At 65.1% G+C, this 18479-nt stretch carries 20 protein-coding genes; 13 read left to right on the forward strand and 7 right to left on the reverse strand.

What is annotated here, in order from left to right; genetic code table 11:
* Positions 1-65 precede the first annotated feature (65 nt).
* The 7 genes from R4P95_RS30115 to R4P95_RS30145 all read left to right on the forward strand — a co-directional run bounded on the left by R4P95_RS30115 (position 66) and on the right by R4P95_RS30145 (position 7133).
* Positions 66-1109 (forward strand): ATP-dependent DNA ligase, encoded by a 1044-nt coding sequence (locus tag R4P95_RS30115; RefSeq protein ID WP_317747591.1) that lies wholly within the window; start codon positions 66-68, stop codon positions 1107-1109.
* Entirely contained in the window at positions 1109-2137 is a 1029-nt protein-coding gene (locus R4P95_RS30120) for a DNA polymerase domain-containing protein (protein WP_213576327.1), read from the forward strand. Before R4P95_RS30115 ends, R4P95_RS30120 begins: the two co-directional genes overlap by 1 nt.
* A gap of 56 nt (positions 2138-2193) precedes the next feature.
* On the forward strand, positions 2194-2709 hold the full coding sequence (locus R4P95_RS30125; protein WP_213576328.1) for a DUF6764 family protein: 516 nt from the start codon (positions 2194-2196) through the stop codon (positions 2707-2709).
* A gap of 90 nt (positions 2710-2799) precedes the next feature.
* Entirely contained in the window at positions 2800-4005 is a 1206-nt protein-coding gene (locus R4P95_RS30130) for a serine hydrolase domain-containing protein (protein ID WP_317747590.1), read from the forward strand.
* Positions 4006-4022: 17 nt separating this feature from the next.
* On the forward strand, positions 4023-4244 hold the full coding sequence (locus R4P95_RS30135; protein WP_109335362.1) for a dodecin: 222 nt from the start codon (positions 4023-4025) through the stop codon (positions 4242-4244).
* A gap of 127 nt (positions 4245-4371) precedes the next feature.
* Positions 4372-6057, forward strand: coding sequence for an FAD-dependent oxidoreductase (locus tag R4P95_RS30140; protein WP_317747589.1), 1686 nt, complete (start codon positions 4372-4374; stop codon positions 6055-6057).
* 164 nt (positions 6058-6221) lie between these two features.
* Positions 6222-7133 carry an Ig-like domain-containing protein gene (locus tag R4P95_RS30145; protein ID WP_109333345.1) on the forward strand — a complete coding sequence of 304 codons (912 nt, stop codon included), beginning with the start codon at positions 6222-6224 and terminating at the stop codon, positions 7131-7133.
* A gap of 87 nt (positions 7134-7220) precedes the next feature.
* Here the strand turns inward: R4P95_RS30145 and R4P95_RS30150 are convergent, their stop codons facing one another.
* Positions 7221-9170, reverse strand: coding sequence for a M13 family metallopeptidase (locus R4P95_RS30150; RefSeq protein ID WP_317747588.1), 1950 nt, complete (start codon positions 9168-9170; stop codon positions 7221-7223).
* A 19-nt stretch (positions 9171-9189) separates the two neighbouring features.
* Entirely contained in the window at positions 9190-9954 is a 765-nt protein-coding gene (locus R4P95_RS30155; protein ID WP_317747587.1) for a pirin family protein, read from the reverse strand.
* A gap of 337 nt (positions 9955-10291) precedes the next feature.
* On the opposite strand from R4P95_RS30155, the gene R4P95_RS30160 reads away from it, so the two are divergent.
* Complete coding sequence (locus R4P95_RS30160; protein ID WP_213576332.1) at positions 10292-10471, forward strand: hypothetical protein; 180 nt, start codon at positions 10292-10294, stop codon at positions 10469-10471.
* Positions 10472-10543: 72 nt separating this feature from the next.
* Here the strand turns inward: R4P95_RS30160 and R4P95_RS30165 are convergent, their stop codons facing one another.
* Positions 10544-11461 carry an amidohydrolase family protein gene (locus R4P95_RS30165; RefSeq protein WP_317747586.1) on the reverse strand — a complete coding sequence of 306 codons (918 nt, stop codon included), beginning with the start codon at positions 11459-11461 and terminating at the stop codon, positions 10544-10546.
* Between the two features lie 85 nt (positions 11462-11546).
* Between R4P95_RS30165 and R4P95_RS30170 the strand changes: the two genes are divergently transcribed.
* Complete coding sequence (locus tag R4P95_RS30170) at positions 11547-12386, forward strand: zinc permease (RefSeq protein WP_317747585.1); 840 nt, start codon at positions 11547-11549, stop codon at positions 12384-12386.
* Positions 12387-12502: 116 nt separating this feature from the next.
* Here R4P95_RS30170 and R4P95_RS30175 read toward each other — a convergent pair whose 3' ends face one another.
* The 3 genes from R4P95_RS30175 to R4P95_RS30185 form a co-directional block, all read right to left on the reverse strand.
* Entirely contained in the window at positions 12503-12658 is a 156-nt protein-coding gene (locus R4P95_RS30175; RefSeq protein ID WP_201453406.1) for a DUF6131 family protein, read from the reverse strand.
* A 34-nt stretch (positions 12659-12692) separates the two neighbouring features.
* Positions 12693-12899 carry a hypothetical protein gene (locus tag R4P95_RS30180; RefSeq protein WP_159924088.1) on the reverse strand — a complete coding sequence of 69 codons (207 nt, stop codon included), beginning with the start codon at positions 12897-12899 and terminating at the stop codon, positions 12693-12695.
* A 90-nt stretch (positions 12900-12989) separates the two neighbouring features.
* A complete protein-coding gene (locus tag R4P95_RS30185; RefSeq protein WP_317747584.1) occupies positions 12990-13487 on the reverse strand; it encodes a hypothetical protein in 498 nt (165 codons plus the stop codon).
* A 129-nt stretch (positions 13488-13616) separates the two neighbouring features.
* On the opposite strand from R4P95_RS30185, the gene R4P95_RS30190 reads away from it, so the two are divergent.
* Together R4P95_RS30190 and R4P95_RS30195 are read left to right on the forward strand one after the other, a co-directional pair.
* Positions 13617-14261 carry an alpha/beta fold hydrolase gene (locus tag R4P95_RS30190; RefSeq protein WP_317747583.1) on the forward strand — a complete coding sequence of 215 codons (645 nt, stop codon included), beginning with the start codon at positions 13617-13619 and terminating at the stop codon, positions 14259-14261.
* Between the two features lie 16 nt (positions 14262-14277).
* Positions 14278-15174 (forward strand): alpha/beta fold hydrolase, encoded by an 897-nt coding sequence (locus R4P95_RS30195; RefSeq protein WP_213576336.1) that lies wholly within the window; start codon positions 14278-14280, stop codon positions 15172-15174.
* 1 nt (position 15175) lies between these two features.
* Here the strand turns inward: R4P95_RS30195 and R4P95_RS30200 are convergent, their stop codons facing one another.
* Positions 15176-15763 carry a phosphoribosylanthranilate isomerase gene (locus R4P95_RS30200; protein ID WP_213576337.1) on the reverse strand — a complete coding sequence of 196 codons (588 nt, stop codon included), beginning with the start codon at positions 15761-15763 and terminating at the stop codon, positions 15176-15178.
* Positions 15764-15829: 66 nt separating this feature from the next.
* Here R4P95_RS30200 and R4P95_RS30205 point away from each other — a divergent pair, with 66 nt between their 5' ends.
* Together R4P95_RS30205 and R4P95_RS30210 are read left to right on the forward strand one after the other, a co-directional pair.
* Positions 15830-17131 carry an alpha/beta hydrolase gene (locus R4P95_RS30205; protein WP_317747582.1) on the forward strand — a complete coding sequence of 434 codons (1302 nt, stop codon included), beginning with the start codon at positions 15830-15832 and terminating at the stop codon, positions 17129-17131.
* A gap of 87 nt (positions 17132-17218) precedes the next feature.
* On the forward strand, positions 17219-18454 hold the full coding sequence (locus tag R4P95_RS30210; protein ID WP_317747581.1) for an acyl-CoA dehydrogenase family protein: 1236 nt from the start codon (positions 17219-17221) through the stop codon (positions 18452-18454).
* Positions 18455-18479 lie beyond the last annotated feature (25 nt).

The raw sequence follows: 18479 nt of genomic DNA on the forward strand, positions 1-18479 counted from the left end.
CCGTGTCGCGCATTATTTGATTACATCGGTCACCGATTTACCAATCGTAATGACACTATGGACGGGTGGATCTCCCCGTGATGCCTCCGCTGCAACCGATGCTCGCGAAGTCCGCGTCGTCCGTTCCGACGCAACCGGAGTCGGGTCTCATGTGGTCGTACGAGCCCAAGTGGGACGGCTTTCGGGCCCTCGTTTTCCGGGACGGCGACGAGGTGGTGCTCGGCTCCCGCGGCGGAAAAGACCTGGCCAGGTACTTCCCCGAGATGGTTCGGGCCGCCGTCGCCGAGCTCCCGGAGCGCTGTGTGGTGGACGGTGAGCTCGTGGTGCCCCGCACTGTCGACGGCCACACCCGGCTCGACTGGGAATCCTTGTCGGAGCGCATTCATCCGGCGGAGAGCCGAGTGACACTGCTGTCCGAGCAGACCCCGGCTCAGTTCGTCGCCTTCGACCTGCTGGTCCTGGGCGACCGGGATCTCAGTCGTCAGGACTTCTCGATCCGCAGACAGGAACTGGTCGGCGCCGTCGGTGGCGGTCCCAGTTGCCATGTCACCGCGGCCACGGAGTCGAGCGAGCTGGCAACCGAGTGGTTCCAGACGTTCGAGGGCGCCGGCCTCGACGGAGTGGTGGCGAAAAAGCTCGCCGGGCCGTACCTGCCGAACAAGCGGGAAATGGTGAAGGTGAAGCACGCCCGCACCGCCGACTGCGTCGTCATCGGCTACCGGCCCCACAAGAGCCAGCCCGGAATCGGGTCGATGCTTCTCGGGCTCTACGACGGTGACCAGCTGTCGATGGTGGGCGGTGCGTCGGCCTTCACCTCGGCGAGGCGAATCGAACTGCTCGCCGAGTTGGAAGAGCTGCGGGTCGGTGACGACGTCGTCGCCGAGGGTGAGCCCACCCGCTGGCGGTCGGGCAACGACCGCACGTGGGTGCCACTACGACCTGAACGGGTGGTCGAGGTGGCGTATGACCAGATGGAAGGCGCACGCTTCCGGCACGCCGCGCGGTTCCTGCGCTGGCGACCGGACCGGACGCCCGACGAGTGCACATTCGAACAACTGGAGGTTCCGGTGCGATACGACCTTTCCGACGTGCTGGCCGGGGGTTCGTGATGGCGAGCCCGGCCGTCGAACTCGACGTGGACGGCGTCGCCGTTCGCCTGTCGAACCCCGACAAGATCTACTACCCGAAACTCGGTGCGGACGGCGGCACCAAACGGCACCTCGTGGAGTACTACCGCTCCGTCGCCCTGCAGGGTGCGCTGCTGGATGCGCTGCGGGACCGGCCGACGCATCTGCAGCGGTTCCCCGACGGAGTCGAAGGCGAGGAGATCTACCAGAAGCGCGTGCCGGCCAAGCGTCCGGAACACGTCGGTTCCTGCGAGGTCACTTTCCCGTCGGGACGAAAGGCGGATGTACTCCGCGTCCGCAGCGCACCCGACATCGTGTGGGCTGCGAACCTCGGCAACATCACCTTCCATCCCTGGGCGGTCCGCTGCCCCGACGTCGACCATCCCGACGAGCTGCGGATCGACCTGGACCCGCAGCCCGGCACCGGCTTCGACGATGCCCGTGCGGTGGCCCTCGACGTCGTGCAGCCCCTACTGGACGAGCTCGGCCTGGTCGGCTTCCCGAAGACGTCGGGTGGTCGTGGCCTGCACGTCTATCTGAGCATCGCGCAGCGGTGGGACTTCGTGGAGGTGCGCCGGGCCGGCATCGCCCTCGCGCGGGAGATCGAGCGGCGCAGCGGCGACCGGGCCACTACGTCGTGGTGGAAGGAGGAACGCGGTGAACGAATCTTCCTCGACTTCAACCAGAATGCGCGCGACAAGACCATCGCCTCCGCGTACTCCGCCCGCAAGACTCCTATCGCGACGGTGTCGACGCCGGTGACCTGGGCGGAACTCATCGACGTCGACCCTGACGACTTCACCATCGCCACCGTGCCCGCCCTGCTCGACAAGCGTGGAGACCCCATGGCGACCATCCGTGACGTGGAGCAGTCGCTCGACGTCCTGCTCGACATGGCAGACCGGGACGCCGCGAACGGCCTGGGCGATCTCCCGTACCCGCCTAACTATCCCAAGATGCCGGGCGAACCGAAGCGAGTGCAACCGAGTCGGGACCGAGACCGAAAGTAGCCGACGCTGACGTACGCTCAGGCGGGCGAGTTGCGTCCGAACATGGGGAGGTCTTCATGGAGCGTTCGACAGCCGGTGCTGCCGGACTCGTTCTCGGTGTCGTTGCGACGGCATTCGGAACTCTGATGACGACGCCGGCCACCGCGTCGGCAGGATCGTTGTCCTGCGTGTCACCTCCGGGCCGCGACACCACCTCGATCATCGACCGCACCGCGTGTGGCGCGAAATCCGACCCGAGCAGCAACTCTGCAGCGCTCGGCAACGATGGCGTCGGTTTCGCCGACGCCGCCGAGGCGGGGGCGGCACTCGGCGCCGGCGTCGGCGGGGGTGTCGGCGCCGCCGAAGCTCGCGGCGGCGGCGTTGCCGCGATCGCGATCGGACCGAAAAGCGTCGCCATCGGTACGGTCGCCGGATCAGGCCCCGCGCTGGTGTTGAGCGGCCCAGGGGGTCAGGCCCTCGTCGCCGACCCGGCCCGCGGTGTCGTGTGCTCCGGCGGGCCTGCGCTTGCCATCAATTTCCTTGCAGGTCAAGCATGTTTCACCGATGGGGTAACGGTCTGGCGGGTTTCCTGATCACACCCCCGGTCGGCGTCGTATGGTGACGGCAGTCACAATGGGCTGACGCATCTGCCGCATGAAGCGGCAGTAGATCGGAGGTGGTCGATGACGACCAGCGTTCGAAGTCACAGGCCCGCGGCCGCGCCCCGGACCGAGTTGCATGTGGACCCTCGGTTCCTTCCCCTCGCCGACCGCTTCTTCGCGATGTACCGACAGCCTCAGCAGGGTGGCGGCGCGCTCACCGCGTATTTCCGCGGTGAGAAGGTGCTGGATATCTGGGCGGGTTGGGCCGATCGTGATCGCCGCTGGGACCGCGACACCGTCGCCTTGTCGTTCTCGACGGGCAAAGGGGTGGCCAGCACCGTCGTGCACAGGCTGGCCGAGCGCGGTCTGCTCGATTACGACGCGAGAGTGGCCGACTACTGGCCCGAGTTCGGTGCGGCAGGTAAGGACGCCATCACGGTCCGCGACCTGCTGACGCATCGCGCCGGTTTGCATCGAGTTCGAGGTCTGATGCGCAGCCCACTCGATTTACTCGACTACGACGCGGTCGTGCAGGCTCTCGCGTCGACACCGGCCGACCCACGCAGACTCCGCGGTCCGGGATATCACGCCGTCACCTATGGGTGGTTGGTGGCTGAACTCGTCGCACGGGTGACGGCGAAACCGTTCGTCCGGGTGGTGGAGGAGGAGATCGCCGGTCCCCTCGGAATCGACGACTTCTGGTACCTGGTCCCGGAGCAGCACCGGCCACGGATCGCAAAGCTGTTTCCGCACATCAACCCCGCCGGATTGAATTGGGAGCTCACGTCCACCGTTCTCGCGCGCGTCGGCCCCATGCGCGGGCTCGCCGAGGCGGCCATGCCCACCGGATTCGACCTGCTGGTGCGCAACCCGGCCGTGCACGGCGCAGTGATGCCCGGATGGAACGGTGTGTTCAGTGCCCGCGCCCTCGCCCGCATGTACGGCGCGATCGCGAACGGCGGTGTGCTCGACGGACGCCGTTTCCTGCGCCGATCCACCATCGAGCAGATGTCGACCGTGCAGACCCGCGACCGCGATTACGTGCTCGGTATCCGGCCCCAGTGGTCGCTCGGCTATCACCGCCCGATCCTGGCGTCCCGAGAGCAACCACGGAACGCGATCGGGCACTACGGCGTCGGCGGGTCCGGGGCCTATGCGGACCTCGACAGCGGGTTGTCCCTCGGCTTCGTCACCAACCGGCTCGGCAGTTCGTTCACCGCTCTCGGTGATCTGCGTCTGGCGCGGCTCGGGGTCGAAGCGCAAGCGCTCGTACGTAACGACGAGTAACCACGAAAGGAATCATGATGAGTGATCACGTGTACCGGGTTGTCGAGGTCGTAGGTTCGTCGGGAGACAGCATCGACGGCGCCATCAAAAACGCCGTCGGGCGCGCGCAGGAGACCGTACGCAACCTCGAATGGTTCGAGGTGGTCTCGACACGGGGTCACATCGAGGATGGTGCGGTGGCGCACTTCCAGGTGACACTCAAGGTCGGATTCCGGCTGGAGCCGGGCGGAGCGGTCTGACGGGAGCGGGGACGGACGCTGTCCTGGCGAACGTCCCCTTCGTCACACCCTCGCGCAAAAGTGGAACACGTTATAGTCTGGGCTTCCAGTCGACGTCGGACTGCGTGTACTCAGGTAGGGGAGAGCCGTGACTTATGTGATTACGCAGCCTTGCTGCAACGACGCCTCGTGCGTCGATGTCTGTCCGGTCAACTGCATCCATCCCACACCGGACGAGAAACCGTTCGCGACCACGGAAATGCTGTACATCGACCCCGACACCTGCATCGACTGCGGTGCCTGCGTCGAGGAATGCCCGGTCGAGGCCATCTATGCCGAGAACGACCTCGAAGAAGTCGACGCCCCCTACCTCGACATCAATGCGCAGTACTACACCAAACACCCCATCGGTCCCGACTGGCCGGATCCGGTGAAGCTGCCGTCGATCGACGCCGCGCTCGGCACGCTGCACGTCGCGATCGTCGGGTCCGGTCCCGCGGCCTGTTACGCCGCGATGGAACTGACCGCCAAACCGCGCATGGAGGTCGACATGTTCGAGCGCCTGCCCACCCCGTACGGGTTGGTGCGCGCCGGTGTCGCCCCCGATCATCCGGGCACGAAGGGTGTCACCGATCAGTTCCGTTCGGCAGTGGGCAAACGAAACGTGCATTGCCACTTCAACGTGGCAGTCGGCGAGGACGTCACCCACGAGGAACTGCTGCGGCACCACCACGCCGTGATCTACGCAGTAGGCGCTGCGGGTGACCGCAGGCTCGACATACCCGGCGAGGATCTGCCGGGCAGCCATGCGGCCACCGAGTTCGTCGCTTGGTACAACGGCCATCCCGACTACGCCGACCGCACGTTCGACCTCTCCGGCGAGCGAGCCGTGATCGTCGGCAACGGCAACGTGGCGCTCGACGTGGCCCGGATCCTGGTCACCGATCCCGATGTCCTGGCGACCACGGATCTGGCGGACCATGCTCTCGAAGCGCTGCGGTCGAGCAACATCCGGGAGGTCGTGATCCTCGGGCGGAGGGGTCCTGCCCAGGCGGCATACACCAACCCCGAACTCCTTGCCTTGGGCCGGATGCCCAACGTGGACGTCGTCGTCGACCCCGAGGAAGCCGTGCTCGATCCGGCCAGCCGTGCACTCGTCGACGCGGACGATGCGGAGCCGTCGCTGCAGTTGAAGGTGAAGCAGGTGGAGGAATTCGCGCAGCGGGCCGCCGACCCCGCACGCAAGCGCATCGTGCTTCGCTTCCTCACTTCACCGGTCGACATCCTCGGTGACGGGCACGTCGAATCCGTGCGAATCGCCCGCAACGAGATGGTCGCGGACGCCTCCGGGGTTCTCGGCGCCAAACCATCGGATGTCATCGAGACGCTCGACACCGGGCTGATCCTGCGATCGATCGGCTATCGCGGCCGTCCGGTGGCGGGGCTCCCGTTCGACGACCGGCGCGGGGTCATCCCCAACGAGAACGGGCGGGTGATCGACCCGGAGACGGGAACGCCGATCCCCGGTGTCTACGTGGCGGGGTGGATCAAGCGGGGACCGACAGGCGTGATCGGCACGAACAAGTACTGCTCGGCCGAGACCGTGCACATGGTGATCGATGATTTCTCGGCGGGCCGGCTCGACGCGCCCGAAGACCGGGAGGCCCTCGACCGGTTGATTGCCGAACGGGCGCCCAATGCGATCGACTACCAAGGTTGGCAGCGTATCGACAAAACCGAGCGCGCCGGGGGCCGGGCCGCGGGTCGGGCTCGCACCAAGCTCGTGACCATCGACAGCATGCTGGCCGCAGCCCGCGCCGATACCTCGCCGTGAGCACTTCTTAACAGTCCAGTGATAACAAATACTCACAGGGCGCAGAGCGGCAACGATTGCGGGTAAATTGCTCGGCGCCGGATGATGTGTGTTAATGGCTGTGCGCGATTGTTAGGTCCGTCGGGGACGCGCGTCAGTACACGTCGTCGAACGAGAGTGGTCATATGGGCAAGACAGGAATCTGTACTTCGCGGAATCAGCGCTGGTCATCGCGCGTCGCCGTCGCAGTGGCCGGAGTGGTGGTTTCCGGAACGGCGCTGGTAGGACCCGCCCAGGCCGTCCCGCTGTTCCCCGGTGGACCGGAGATTCCCACCCTTCCCGGTCTGCCCAGCGCCCCGCAGCTTCCGCTACCCGAACCGGCGCCCGCGCCGGCCAACTTCTCGGCACCGTCCCTCAACCCCGGTGAGGGTGAGGTCGTGGGTGTCGCGCAGCCGGTGATCATCCGGTTCAACGAGGCGATCGGTGACCGCGCCGCCGCCGAGCGTGCCATCAAGGTCACCACCAGCCAACCCGTCGAGGGTGGCTTCTACTGGATCAACGACAGCCAGGTGCGCTGGAAGCCCACCGACTTCTGGCCGGCCAACACGCAGGTCACCGTGGATGCCGGAGACGCGCATTCCACGTTCACCATCGGCGACGCCTTGGTGGCGACCGCCGACGACAATACCAAGCAGATCACGATCACCCGCAACGGTGAGGTGGTCAAGACCATGCCGACCTCGATGGGTAAGCCGGGTCACGAGACCCCCAACGGCACCTACATCATCGGCGAGAAGTTCCGCGACATGTACATGGATTCGTCCACGTACGGGGTGCCGGTCGACTCCGAGGAGGGGTACCGCACCTACGTCGAGTACGCCACGCGCATGTCGTACAGCGGCATCTTCGTCCACGCCGCGCCGTGGTCGTTGGACGCGCAGGGCAACACCAACGTCAGCCACGGGTGCCTCAACGTGAGCACCGAGGACGCCAAGTGGTTCTACGAGAACTCCAAGAAGGGCGACGCGGTGGTCGTGCAGAACACCGCCGGTGGAGTGCTCAGCGGCTCCGACGGTCTGGGCGACTGGAACCGCTGAACCTGATCCGAACACCATGCCGTAGCCCGCACAGTTCGCTGTGCGGGCTACGGGCTTTCCAAGCGGGGCGTCGGTGGGGGACCGGCGCTACCAGATCTTGACGCGCTGCTCCGGATCGAGATACAGGGCGTCGCCGGGCTGGACGTCGAACGCGTCGTGGAAGGTGTCGAGGTTGCGCACCACTCCGTTGCACCGGAACTCCGGCGGCGAGTGCGGATCAACCGCGAGACGCCGGAGAGCTTCGGCATCGCGTGCCTTGGTCCGCCACACCTGCGCCCAGCCGAAGAACACGCGCTGTAGACCGGTGAGCCCGTCGAGTACCGGAGGCTCGGTTCCCTCCGTCGCGATCTTGTAGGCGGCGATCGCGATGGAGAGGCCACCGAGGTCGCCGATGTTCTCGCCGATCGTGAACTCCCCATTCACCGCATGGCCGGGCAGTGCCTTCGGCTCGAACTGGTTGTACTGCTCGATCAGAGCCTTGGTGCGCTTTCCGAACTCACTGCGATCGTCGTCGGTCCACCAGTCGACCATGTTCCCGTCACCGTCGTACTTGGCGCCCTGGTCGTCGAATCCGTGGCCGATCTCGTGGCCGATGACCGCACCGATTCCGCCGTAATTAGCGGCATCGTCGGCGGCGGCGTCGAAGAACGGCGGCTGCAGGATAGCGGCCGGAAACACGATTTCGTTCATGCCCGGGTTGTAGTAGGCGTTCACCGTCTGCGGGGTCATGAACCATTCGTCGCGGTCGACGGGACCACCCACTTTGCCCAGGTCGCGGTCGTACTCGGCCGCGTACCCGCGCCGATAGTTGCCCACCAGGTCGTCGCGGGAGATGGTGACCGACGAGTAGTCGCGCCACTTGTCCGGGTAGCCGATCTTCGGCGTGAACTTCTCGAGCTTGCGCAGCGCGGCCTCACGGGTCGCGGGGCTCATCCACTCGAGGTCGGCGATGTTGCGGCGGTACGCCTCCTGCAGGTTGGCGACGAGTTCCTGCATACGGGCCTTGGCGTCGGCGGGGAAGTGACGCTCGACGTACAACTTTCCGACGGCCTCACCGAGGAGGTCCTGAACCAGGGACACCCCGCGCTTCCAGCGCTCACGGTTCTCCTCGGTTCCGGTCAGCGTCTTACCGTAGAACGCGAAATTCTCGTCGACGAGTGCCTGCGTCAGGTACGGCGCCCGTGAGCGGATGACGTTCCAGGTGGCCCACGCCTTCCACGTCTCCAGATCCTCGGACGTCCATAGCGCGGTGAGTGTGGTGAGGAAGTCGGGCTGGCGGACCACGATCTCGGCGAACTGATCACGGGTGCCGCCCAGCCCGTCGATCCACGCAGCCCAATCCAGGCCTTCCGGCAGCTGGTCGAGGGTTACCAGGTTGTAGCTCAATTCCGCATCGCGCCGTTTCACGACGTCCCAGTGTCCGGCCGCGATCTTCGTCTCCAGGTCGAACACGCGCTGGGCGTCGTACCCGACACCGGCGAGCTCGAACATTTTGCCGATGTGCGCCACGTACGCGGCCCGGATCTCCGCGTGCTCGTCCTGGCGGTAGTAGGACTCGTCGGGCAGTCCGAGGCCGGATTGGCTGAAGTGCACCAGATAGCGTTCGGAGTTCTTGGCGTCCGTGTCGACGTAGTGGCCGACCGCGCCGCCCACGCCCGTCCGCTGCAGGCGGCCGATCACTCCGGCCAGCGCCGAGAGATCGCCTGCCTCGGTGACGGCTGCGAGTTCGTCGGCGATCGGCCTGAGGCCTGCGGCTTCCACGACGTCGGAGTCCATGAAGCTGCCGTACAGGTCGCCGATTCGCTGAGCGTCGGTCCCTGCCGGAGCGCCCGAACCGGCAGCCTCCTCGATGATGTTCTGGACGTCGACTTCGGCCTTGTCGTACAGCGTGCGGAACGCGCCGTCGATGGCCCGATCCGCGGGTATCTCGTAACTGTCGATCCAGCCGCCGTTGACGTGGAGGAAGAGGTCGTCCTGGGCACGGATGCCGCTGCCGAGGTGTGTGAGGTCGATGCCTGAGCGTTGAGCCGTGGTCATGGCTCCATACTTACACCGTTTACCCGCCGATGCGGGCGTGCATTTCCCAGACCAGCACCTCTGCGCCGGAATGCGAGGAGATCTCCTGACCGCCGGATGCGCTGGTACGGACGGCATCGCCCTCGTACAGGGTGCCGACACCTTCCATGTCGGCGGTGCCCTGAGTAATGAAGACGTGCAGGAACGGTGCCTCGGGCAACCTGATGGGTGTGCCGGGAAAGATGCGTGCGACGTGCAGTGCGGCGTGCTTGTTGTTGATGCGGATTGCCGAATGGTCGCGGTATTCGGGCATTCCGGACGCCACCGGTACCAGTCCACCCTCGAGGATCTCGTCCTCGATCTCGAGCTGTTCGTAACTCGGTGTCAGTCCTGCCTCGTCGGGCACCACCCACATCTGCACGAAATGAACGGGTTCGTGGTGCTCTTCGCCGGCCAGCCGCCAGCTGTCGTTCTTCTCCGAATGCATGATTCCTGTGCCCGCACTCATGCGTTGAGCGAGACCGGGATAGATGATGCCCGAATGGCCGATCGAATCCTGGTGCACGAGTGAGCCACGCAACACCCAGGTGACAATCTCCATGTCCTTGTGGGGATGAGTCTCGAATCCCTGTCCCGGAAGCACGGTGTCGTCGTTGTTCACGAGCAGAAGTCCGTGATGGGTGTTGTCGGGGTCGTAGTGCTGACCGAAGGAGAACGAATGCTTCGAATCCAACCAGGAAATCCTGGTTTTCAGCCGATCTCCGGCGCGGTGCACGTAGACGTGGGGAGTGGTGACTGCCGGCATCTCGATCCTCCTTCGGGTGGTACCGGGTCCAGAGTACGAGGTGCTCGCCGTCCGTATGCACAAGACGGTGTCGATTGCGTATCGAAGTCCGCGCCGTATCGAAGCGGATAGTCCACCACAATGGCGAAATAGTAGAGCGCGGTGGAACATTCGCAGTGCCGTCGAGCGTATGCCACTGGTCTGCAACGCGTTTCACTGTCGGTGTTTCGCAACCAGGACGGGCGTCCAGTACCGTGTCGCATTTCCCGACGCCGGACGTCGATCGGCGTACAGTTCGAAATGTGTGGACCCGAGTCGGACCGATACCGAACTCCCGCACCCACCCGGAAGGAGCGTGATGAAGGCGAACCAAGATCGACATGGTCAGCACCTCCCCGAGCATCAGCGGATTGCCGACCTCGTCGACGACATGGAAGACCGTCTGACCGCCGAGCGTGAGGCCAAAGGAGTCGAGGGCAACGCGTCCGATCGTGCAGAAGTCGAGCCGGTAGAGCCCGAGGATCAGGCTCCCGAGTAGCGCCTCCGGCACCCGTGAGTACTTCTTAACCTTCCACGGTTGATAAGTACTCACAGGCACGGTTGCGCGCTGTCAGGGGAACCACAGTGCCTGCGCGTTGTCCTCGGCGACGCACCTCGCGGCGGGGTCGGGGAGAGCCTCGAGCAGGGCGTGGATCTGGCGGGCGCGGGTGTCGACGGTATCCGCGCTTGCGACGGTGTCGGTGCCGACCACGAAGCGATCGGGGTGGCGGGCGAGAAGTGCGATCCAGTCCGGGTCGGTATCGGTGCCGTCGGTGATGTGGTCGAGCAACACCCAGGACAGTTCGATGGTCAGGCGGGCGTGACGTTCTATCAGTTGGCGCACCAGATCCAGCTGGTTGGAGGGACGGGTGCGGCGGAAGACACCGGCATGGCACCAGATCACCGAGGTGGTCGGATGCCGGTCGAGCGCATTCTCGAGCTTACCGACGTATTCGTGCCGGTCCGGCAGGCCCGGTGACGCCGAGTCGTGGTGCAGGGAGATCGGGACCTTCCGCTGGGCGCAGAAATCGAGAACCGCGTCCATGGCCTCGTGATCGGGTGCGGGAACGTCGCCGAGTGTCAGGTTGGTGAGATCGTCGTGGCGGAACATCACCTCGCCGACGCCGGCCCACCGGTCCGAGCGGCTCCAGACGAATTCCAGGTGGTCGATCGCCAGCTTGTCGGTGGGATCGAAGCCGCAGATCAACGGCGCCACCTCGAGCTGCCCCTCCGCCTCGAGGTCGGGGAGAAGGTCGAGGACGGTCGCATCGGTCAGCGAATGGTAGTGGCACGGTGCATTGTCGTCGAGGTAGTAGTCGGGCCGAACGGGCTCGGCGACCGACCATTTCTTTTTCACCGGAAGACCGAAGACTACGGCACGCCGGGCTCCGTTACGGACGAGCGCGTCGCGCAGCTCGGCGGTATCGGCGGGAGCTTGCAGAAAGTCGACGAGATGGACATGGGTGTCGATCCACGAACGAGAAGCCATGGAGCGATCTTCTACCATCCGGCCGGTGCCGTCGCATTTTGTCCGCTGAACCACATGATCTCGTCGGTGCTGCGCAAACTCGTCTGTGCGGGGTACTCGGTGTATCCATGAAGGTCATCGGGCCTTCTCCGCACGTGGAGGCATCATCATCATCGAGTCGCTGATCTTCGGGGTGATCGCGTCGAGCGCACTGGTTATCGGAGCGCTGGTCGGCGGCCGATTCACCGTTCCCAAACGCATGCTCGCCGGCATGCTGGCGTTTGCCTCGGGCGCCCTGATTACTGCGTTGACCTTCGAACTCTTCGAGGAGTCGTATGAGAAGGGCGGTATCTGGCGGGCGGTGCTCGGACTGGCTGTGGGGGCCGTAGTCTTCACCGTTCTCAGCGAGCGGCTCGACCGTCTCGCGGAGGGCACGCATCGACAACGTCAGGGTAGTGAGAAACTCGACCTCGACGCAGCAGCGTCGGGGACTGCCCCCTCGACGGCTTCTGTGAGCGGGATGGCCGGATTCGCCCTCCTCGCCGCGGTGACGCTCGACGGCGTGCCGGAAAACATTGCGCTCGGCGTGTCTCTCGGTGAGGGTACCGGGGGCGTAACCCTTCTCGTCGCGATCTTCGTCTCCAACTTTCCCGAGGCCTTGGTCGGCAGTGCATCGATGCGCGCACAGGGAAGAACGCAGGCCTTCGTTCTCGGCACCTGGGTGGTGTGCGCAGCTTTGCTCACCGCGGCCGTCGTCATCGGCGCGGGGCCGCTGGCCACGAGTTCACCCGAGACGATATCTCTGCCACTTGCATTCGCCGCCGGCGCCGTACTGGCCTCGCTCGCCGACACCCTCATGCCCGAGGCATACGAAAAAGGCGGTCCGACAGTCGCGTTGAGTACTGCGGCCGGCTTCGTTCTCTCGTACGTCCTCGCCACCGTCTGAAGCCCGGACAGCTGAAATCCGGACAGCCGGACCGGTTGCCATCCCCGTGCGTCTCCGACCGCCGTCGGGATCGACGGCGGTCGGAGAGGGTCAGTTACCGGAGGACGGTCGAGCCGTCAATACCAGTATTTTCGCCCGCCGACGGCGCGCCCTGTCGTACCGAGCACCATCAGGACGAGACCGATGACCAGGAGGATGATCCCGATTGTCGTGAGGATCGAAATCTTCGCGACGAGACCGATGATCAGCAGAATGATTCCGAGGATGATCACGGTATTGCCTCATTTCCTTTTCGACGGACCGAGACTACTGACTCGGCTGTGGCACTTCACAATTCACCTTCGGGTTTACGCCTGCGTAGTTCAGTGGGCCCGCGATGACGGTGACGGCGATGGTGCCCGCGCTGGCGCAGTCGGCGTTGGCCTCTTTGAAGTAGCCGCGCTGCCAGACGGCGATAGCCCCGATGATCAACCACACCACGACGATGATCGTGACGAGTCGTCCGATGCGCATTTCCGACCTCCCATGGTGAGTGCCGGCTCGAGCCGGTGCACAGTGTCACACTTTTGCTTCTGTGGGGCGAGGCAGGCCGCGCCGACGGTGTTACGTCGGTGTTGTATCGGTCGGCTTTGAATGGGCACCGGGCGTGTCGTTCGATCGGGTTTCATTCGATCGGACGTCATTGGTCCGGGTGTCGTTCGACCGAGTGCCGGTCGTGTCCGTGTTCGTATTCGCGTCCGCATTCGTGGACTTGATGGTGGGATCGAGCTTGTCGGCCCGCTTCCACTCCTTGTCCAGCTCTTCCCGGGACGTGCTGGCAGTGCGCTGGTGCGTCGCCGCCTCGTGCTGAAGTCGCGACGCCTCCGCGGCTTTGGCCTCGGCATCTGCCTGGGCCCGCCGTGCCTCGGCGGCAGTCTGATCGGCGATCGCTTCACGCTGCCCGACGATGGAAGCCTGTTCCTCGGCTTTCCCGCGGATGTCCTGGGCCTCGTGGAGCCGTGCTTGCTTGCGCTTGCGCGATGCGGCAACGGCCAGCGCGATCAGGGCAAGGACGACGACGATCGCGACGACGATCCAGATGACGGTCGTGGTGGTATCCATGTGCTACTCCCAGCAGTCGTAGAGTAAAGATACCCACTCGACGCCCTCGGCAAACAGATCGAAAGCCAATCGAAACCAACCTGTGGGCGGGTGCGGTGGCCAGGGAACGGAACCGGCTACCGTGATCGAATGAGCGAACTGCTGCAGAAGCAGGGGGTGCGGGGGCAGCTGCATCGCCCGGAGGGTGATCCGGTGGCCGGGTTGGTGCTGACGCACGGGGCGGGAAGTAACTGCGACACAAAGCTGTTACGAGCGATGGCCGAAGGTTTCGTGGAACGAGGCGTGCTGGTCCTGCTATTTGACCTGCCCTTTCGGCAGCGCCGTGCGTCGGGCCCGCCGCATCCGTCGAGGGCGGCGGAGGATCGCGAGGGCGTTGCGGAAGCCGTCGCCGTCATGAGTGACTTCGGGCCCGGGCCGGTGTGGGCCGGCGGGCATTCGTACGGCGGTCGTCAAGCGTCCATGCTGGCCGCGGAGATGCCCGCCGGGATCGATGCCCTCCTGTTGCTGTCGTATCCGCTGCATCCACCGGCGAAACCCGAGAAGCCTCGCACAGACCATTTCCCGGACCTGCGTACGCCGGCAGTGATCGTGCATGGTTCGAAGGATCCGTTCGCGACCACCGAAGAAATGGAATCGGCACTCGAACTGATTCCGGCGGCGACGATCCTCGTCGAGGTCGACGGTGCGCGCCACGACCTGGCCCCGGACAAGTTTCCCGTCGTCGACCGTGCTGTCGCCGCGATGTTCGACCTTCGTCAGCGTCGGGAAAAGTGATCGGTATGTTCGATTGATGTGCAACGTGCAGCGTGACGTGCCCCGCTGGTTCGCCTCGGCCCTGGCCTGCCCGGTGGAGGTGGGCCAGGTAGATGTGGCCGGCGCACAGATTCGGTACCGCGCGTGGGGGCCGACGGGATCCCCCGGAATCGTGTTGGTGCACGGTGGAGCGGCACACAGCAGGTGGTGGGATCACGTCGCGCCCATGCTGGCCACCGGACGACGGGTGGTCGCTCTCGATCTTTCCGGACACGGAGACAGTGACTCTCGTGAGCACTACGGGCTCGAGCAGTGGGCCGAAGAGGCCCTGGCCGTCGCGAAACCCGCTGGTATCTCCGGTCCACCGGTCTTCGTCGGACACAGCATGGGCGGAATGGTGTCGTATGTGGCCGCCCAGTTGTTCGGCGAGGATCTGGCCGGGGTCCAACTGATCGATTCACCCGTTCGCGCCCAGACACCCGAGGAGGAAGCGGCGCGGCAGCAGCGGGCGTTCGGGCCCAAGAAGGTGTATTCGAGCAAGGCCGATGCGCTCGCCCATTTCCGGTTCGTGCCGCCGCAGGAGTCGGCGGTTCCGGCCGTCCGAGACCACGTCGCGGAGACCTCGATGCGGGAGGTGGAGGGCGGCTGGTCGTGGAAGTTCGACCCCGGATTCTTCGCCCGCAGCGGCAGCGATCGGCTGGTCGCGGCAGAACCCCGCTGCCGCATCGCGTTCTTCCGTGCCGAGAACGGGATCGTCGACGAAGAGATGATGAGGACTATGAGGGCGCGATTCGGCCCGACCGCGCTGGTGACGGACATCCCGGACGCGGGGCATCACGTGATGATCGACCAGCCGTTGGCGTTAGTGGTGGGTATCCGCACCGTCCTTGCCTCCTGGGACGCCGAAGATTCCGTGACAGGGATGCCCGACTGAGTCACGCCCCTGATCGGACCGCGGAAACGAACTGCTCGATCAGCGCCGCGTCCTTGACGCCGCGGGAAGATTCCACACCGCTCGACACGTCGACACCCCACGCGCCGGTGGCGTCGATTGCGGTCCGGACGTTGCCGGGATTCAGGCCGCCGGCGAGGATCCACTCACCGTCGGGTCGGGCCTGCCCCGCCCAGTCCCACGGCACTCCCGCGCCGGCTGTCGCCCCGTCGACGAGGAGGCGGTCGGCCCCGAAATCGCCGGACGAATCCCCGGCAACCACCGCACGGATCACCGTGAGCCCTGCCTCTCGCAATCGGGTGACGTCCTCGGCGGACCTCACATCGTGCACCTGGACGGTGCCGAGCCCGGCTGCGGCCGCGATCTCGATCACGTCCGGCACAGAACTTCCCTTGAACACCCCCACCGCCACGGTGGGACCGGTGACGGAGCGGATCAGCGACGCCGCATCCTCCACCGCGATTCGGCGCACGCTCTCGGCGAAGACGAAGCCCACGGCGTCGACACCGAGTCGCACGGCCAGATCGACCGAGGCTTGGTCACGCAGACCGCAGACCTTGATGAATGTCACCACATGATTTTAACGGTCGCTTCGAGTAGCCGACGCAGTGCGGGTTCGCGCTCTAGGCTTCGTGACGTGGAATGGCTCAGCGACCTCAGCGTGATTTCAGGGCCTTTGCCCTGGATTCTCACCGGCCTGGGCGCACTCGGTGGCGTGTGGTTGCTGGCCGCCCGCCCCCCGTGGTTTCGCAGGAAAGCCCTGCCGCTCTGTCTCGCCGTGGCCGCCGTGGTCGCCCTCGCCGTCTATATCGCCGTCGAGAAGGTCCTCAAACCCTTTCCCGACCCGATCGAAATTTCCATCTATGTGTGGATCGGGGTGGGTCTGACCGCAATTCTGTTGCTGATTCCGAGGATTCGGGCCGGACGTACGGCGGCATCGGCGGCGGTGTCGGTACTGGCGGTGATCGCCGTCGTGCTCGCGTCGGCGACGCAGATCAATCTGGTGTTCGACGCGTATCCCACTGTGGGCACCGCTTTCGGGGACGAACCGTTCGATCGCGTGGATCTTCACGATCTGGGGGGTGTCACCGAGAAGGTTGTCACCGGGACGCCACTCGACGCGTCGTGGACTCCTCCGCCGGGAATGGGCGATGAGGGTCGCGTCCTCACCGCGCACATCCCCGCCACGCAATCGAATTTCACCGCCCGCGACGCCGAAATCTATCTGCCTCCTGCGTATTTCACGAACCCTCGACCTTTGCTGCCTGTGCTGGTACTTCTCGCCGGCCAGCCCGGCGCTCCGGAGGACTGGCTCGCGGGAGGCAAGCTGACCTCTACGATGGATGCCTTCGCGGCCGAGCACGAAGGTCTCGCTCCCGTCGTGGTGGTCGCGGACGCTACCGGTTCACAGATCGCGAACCCGTTGTGCGTCGACTCGCCCATGGGCAACGTGGCCACCTATCTGGCCAAAGATGTTCCGGCCTGGGTGACCTCGAACCTTCAGGTCAATCGGGACCCCCGGGCCTGGGCGATAGGCGGCCTCTCCTACGGCGGCACTTGTTCGCTGCAGATGGCGACCAACTATCCCGAGGTGTACCCCACGTTCCTCGACATCTCCGGGCAGGAGGAGCCCACACTCGGTGATCGTCAGAGGACGCTCGATGCAGCGTTCGGCGGAAGCGAGTCTGCATTCGAGAAAGTCAATCCGCTCGATTTGATGGCGACGAAGAAGTACCCGGACTCGGCCGGGGTCTTCGTCGTCGGCAGCGATGACGCGGACTACCGGCCCGGCGCGCAGAAGGTTTTCCAGGCTGCGAAGGATGCGGGCATGGATGTGCAGTACCTCGAGGTCCCCGGGGGTCACAGCTTCGCCGTGTGGTCTGCCGGACTGGAGAAGGAAACGCCCTGGCTGGCGCAGCGGTTGGGACTGATCCGGTAGCGGGTGTGGTCTCGTTCCCAATAACGAGAACCTGTTCTATATTTGCGGGTAAGTGTTCTTGTCTTTTCAGCGACTGGAGTCCCCGGCATGTATCAGTGGTCCGACACCGATCTGATGTTCCGCGACGCGATCCGCGGCTTCATCGACAAGGAGATTCGACCCCACGTCGACAAGCTCGAGACCGGGGAGTTGCCTCCGTTCGACATCATCCGCAAGCTCTTCGCCACCTTCGGTATCGACGAGATGGCGCGGGACGCCCTCGAGAAGTCGCTGGCCCGCGAACGCGGCGACGACCCCGAATCCGCGGAGAAAGGCGAGAAATCGGCCGGCCTCGGTGCGGGCAGCATGGGCGTCATCATGAATGCCGAGCTGGCGGGAGTGAGTCTCGGGCTCGTCGCCTCCCTCGGCGTGAGCCTCGGCCTGGCGGCGGGCACCATCCGCAGTCGAGGCACTCTGGCGCAGAAGGAACGTTGGCTACCCGCCCTGGTCACCTTCGAGAAGGTGGGCGCCTGGGCCATCACCGAACCCGATTCCGGCTCGGACGCCTTCGGTGGCATGAAGTCCTATGTCCGGCGCGACGGAGACGACTACATCCTCAACGGGCAGAAGACCTTCATCACCAACGGGCCCTATGCCGACGTCATGATCGTGTACGCGAAGCTCGACGACGGCGATGCGTCGATCGACCGCCGCGACCGCAAGGTGCTCACGTTCGTCCTCGACGCCAGCATGGAGGGTCTCACCCAGGGGGCGCCGTTCAAGAAAATGGGGATGAACTCCTCGCCCACCGGTGAGTTGTTCTTCGACAACGTCCGCGTCGGCCGCGATCGGCTGCTCGGCGAGACCGAAGAGGGCGGCGCATCGGACGGGAAGTCCAGTGCGAAGGAGAGCTTCGCCGCCGAACGTATCGGCATCGCCTCGTTGTCGCTCGGGATCATCAACGAATGTCACCGTCTGTGTGTCGACTACGCCAAGTCCCGCAAGTTGTGGGGCAAGGAGATCGCACAGTTCCAGCTGGTGCAGCTCAAGTTGGCCGAGATGGAGATTGCCCGGATGAACGTGCAGAACATGGTCTTCAATGCCATCGAACGGGCGGAGGCGGGGGACCCGGTGACGCTGGCAGAGGCGTCGGCGATGAAGTTGTACTCCTCGCGCGCGGCCACCGAGGTGGCGATGGAGGCGGTGCAGTTGTTCGGTGGTAACGGCTACATGGCCGAGTACCGGGTCGAGCAGCTGGCGCGCGACGCGAAGTCGCTGATGATCTACGCCGGGAGCAACGAAATTCAGGTGACGCACATCGCGAAGGGTCTGCTCGGCGTCTGAGAGTGCGTTTGAAAACCGTCAGGTT

Source organism: Rhodococcus sp. IEGM 27 (assembly GCF_033142305.1).
GTDB lineage: Bacteria > Actinomycetota > Actinomycetes > Mycobacteriales > Mycobacteriaceae > Rhodococcus_F > Rhodococcus_F oxybenzonivorans.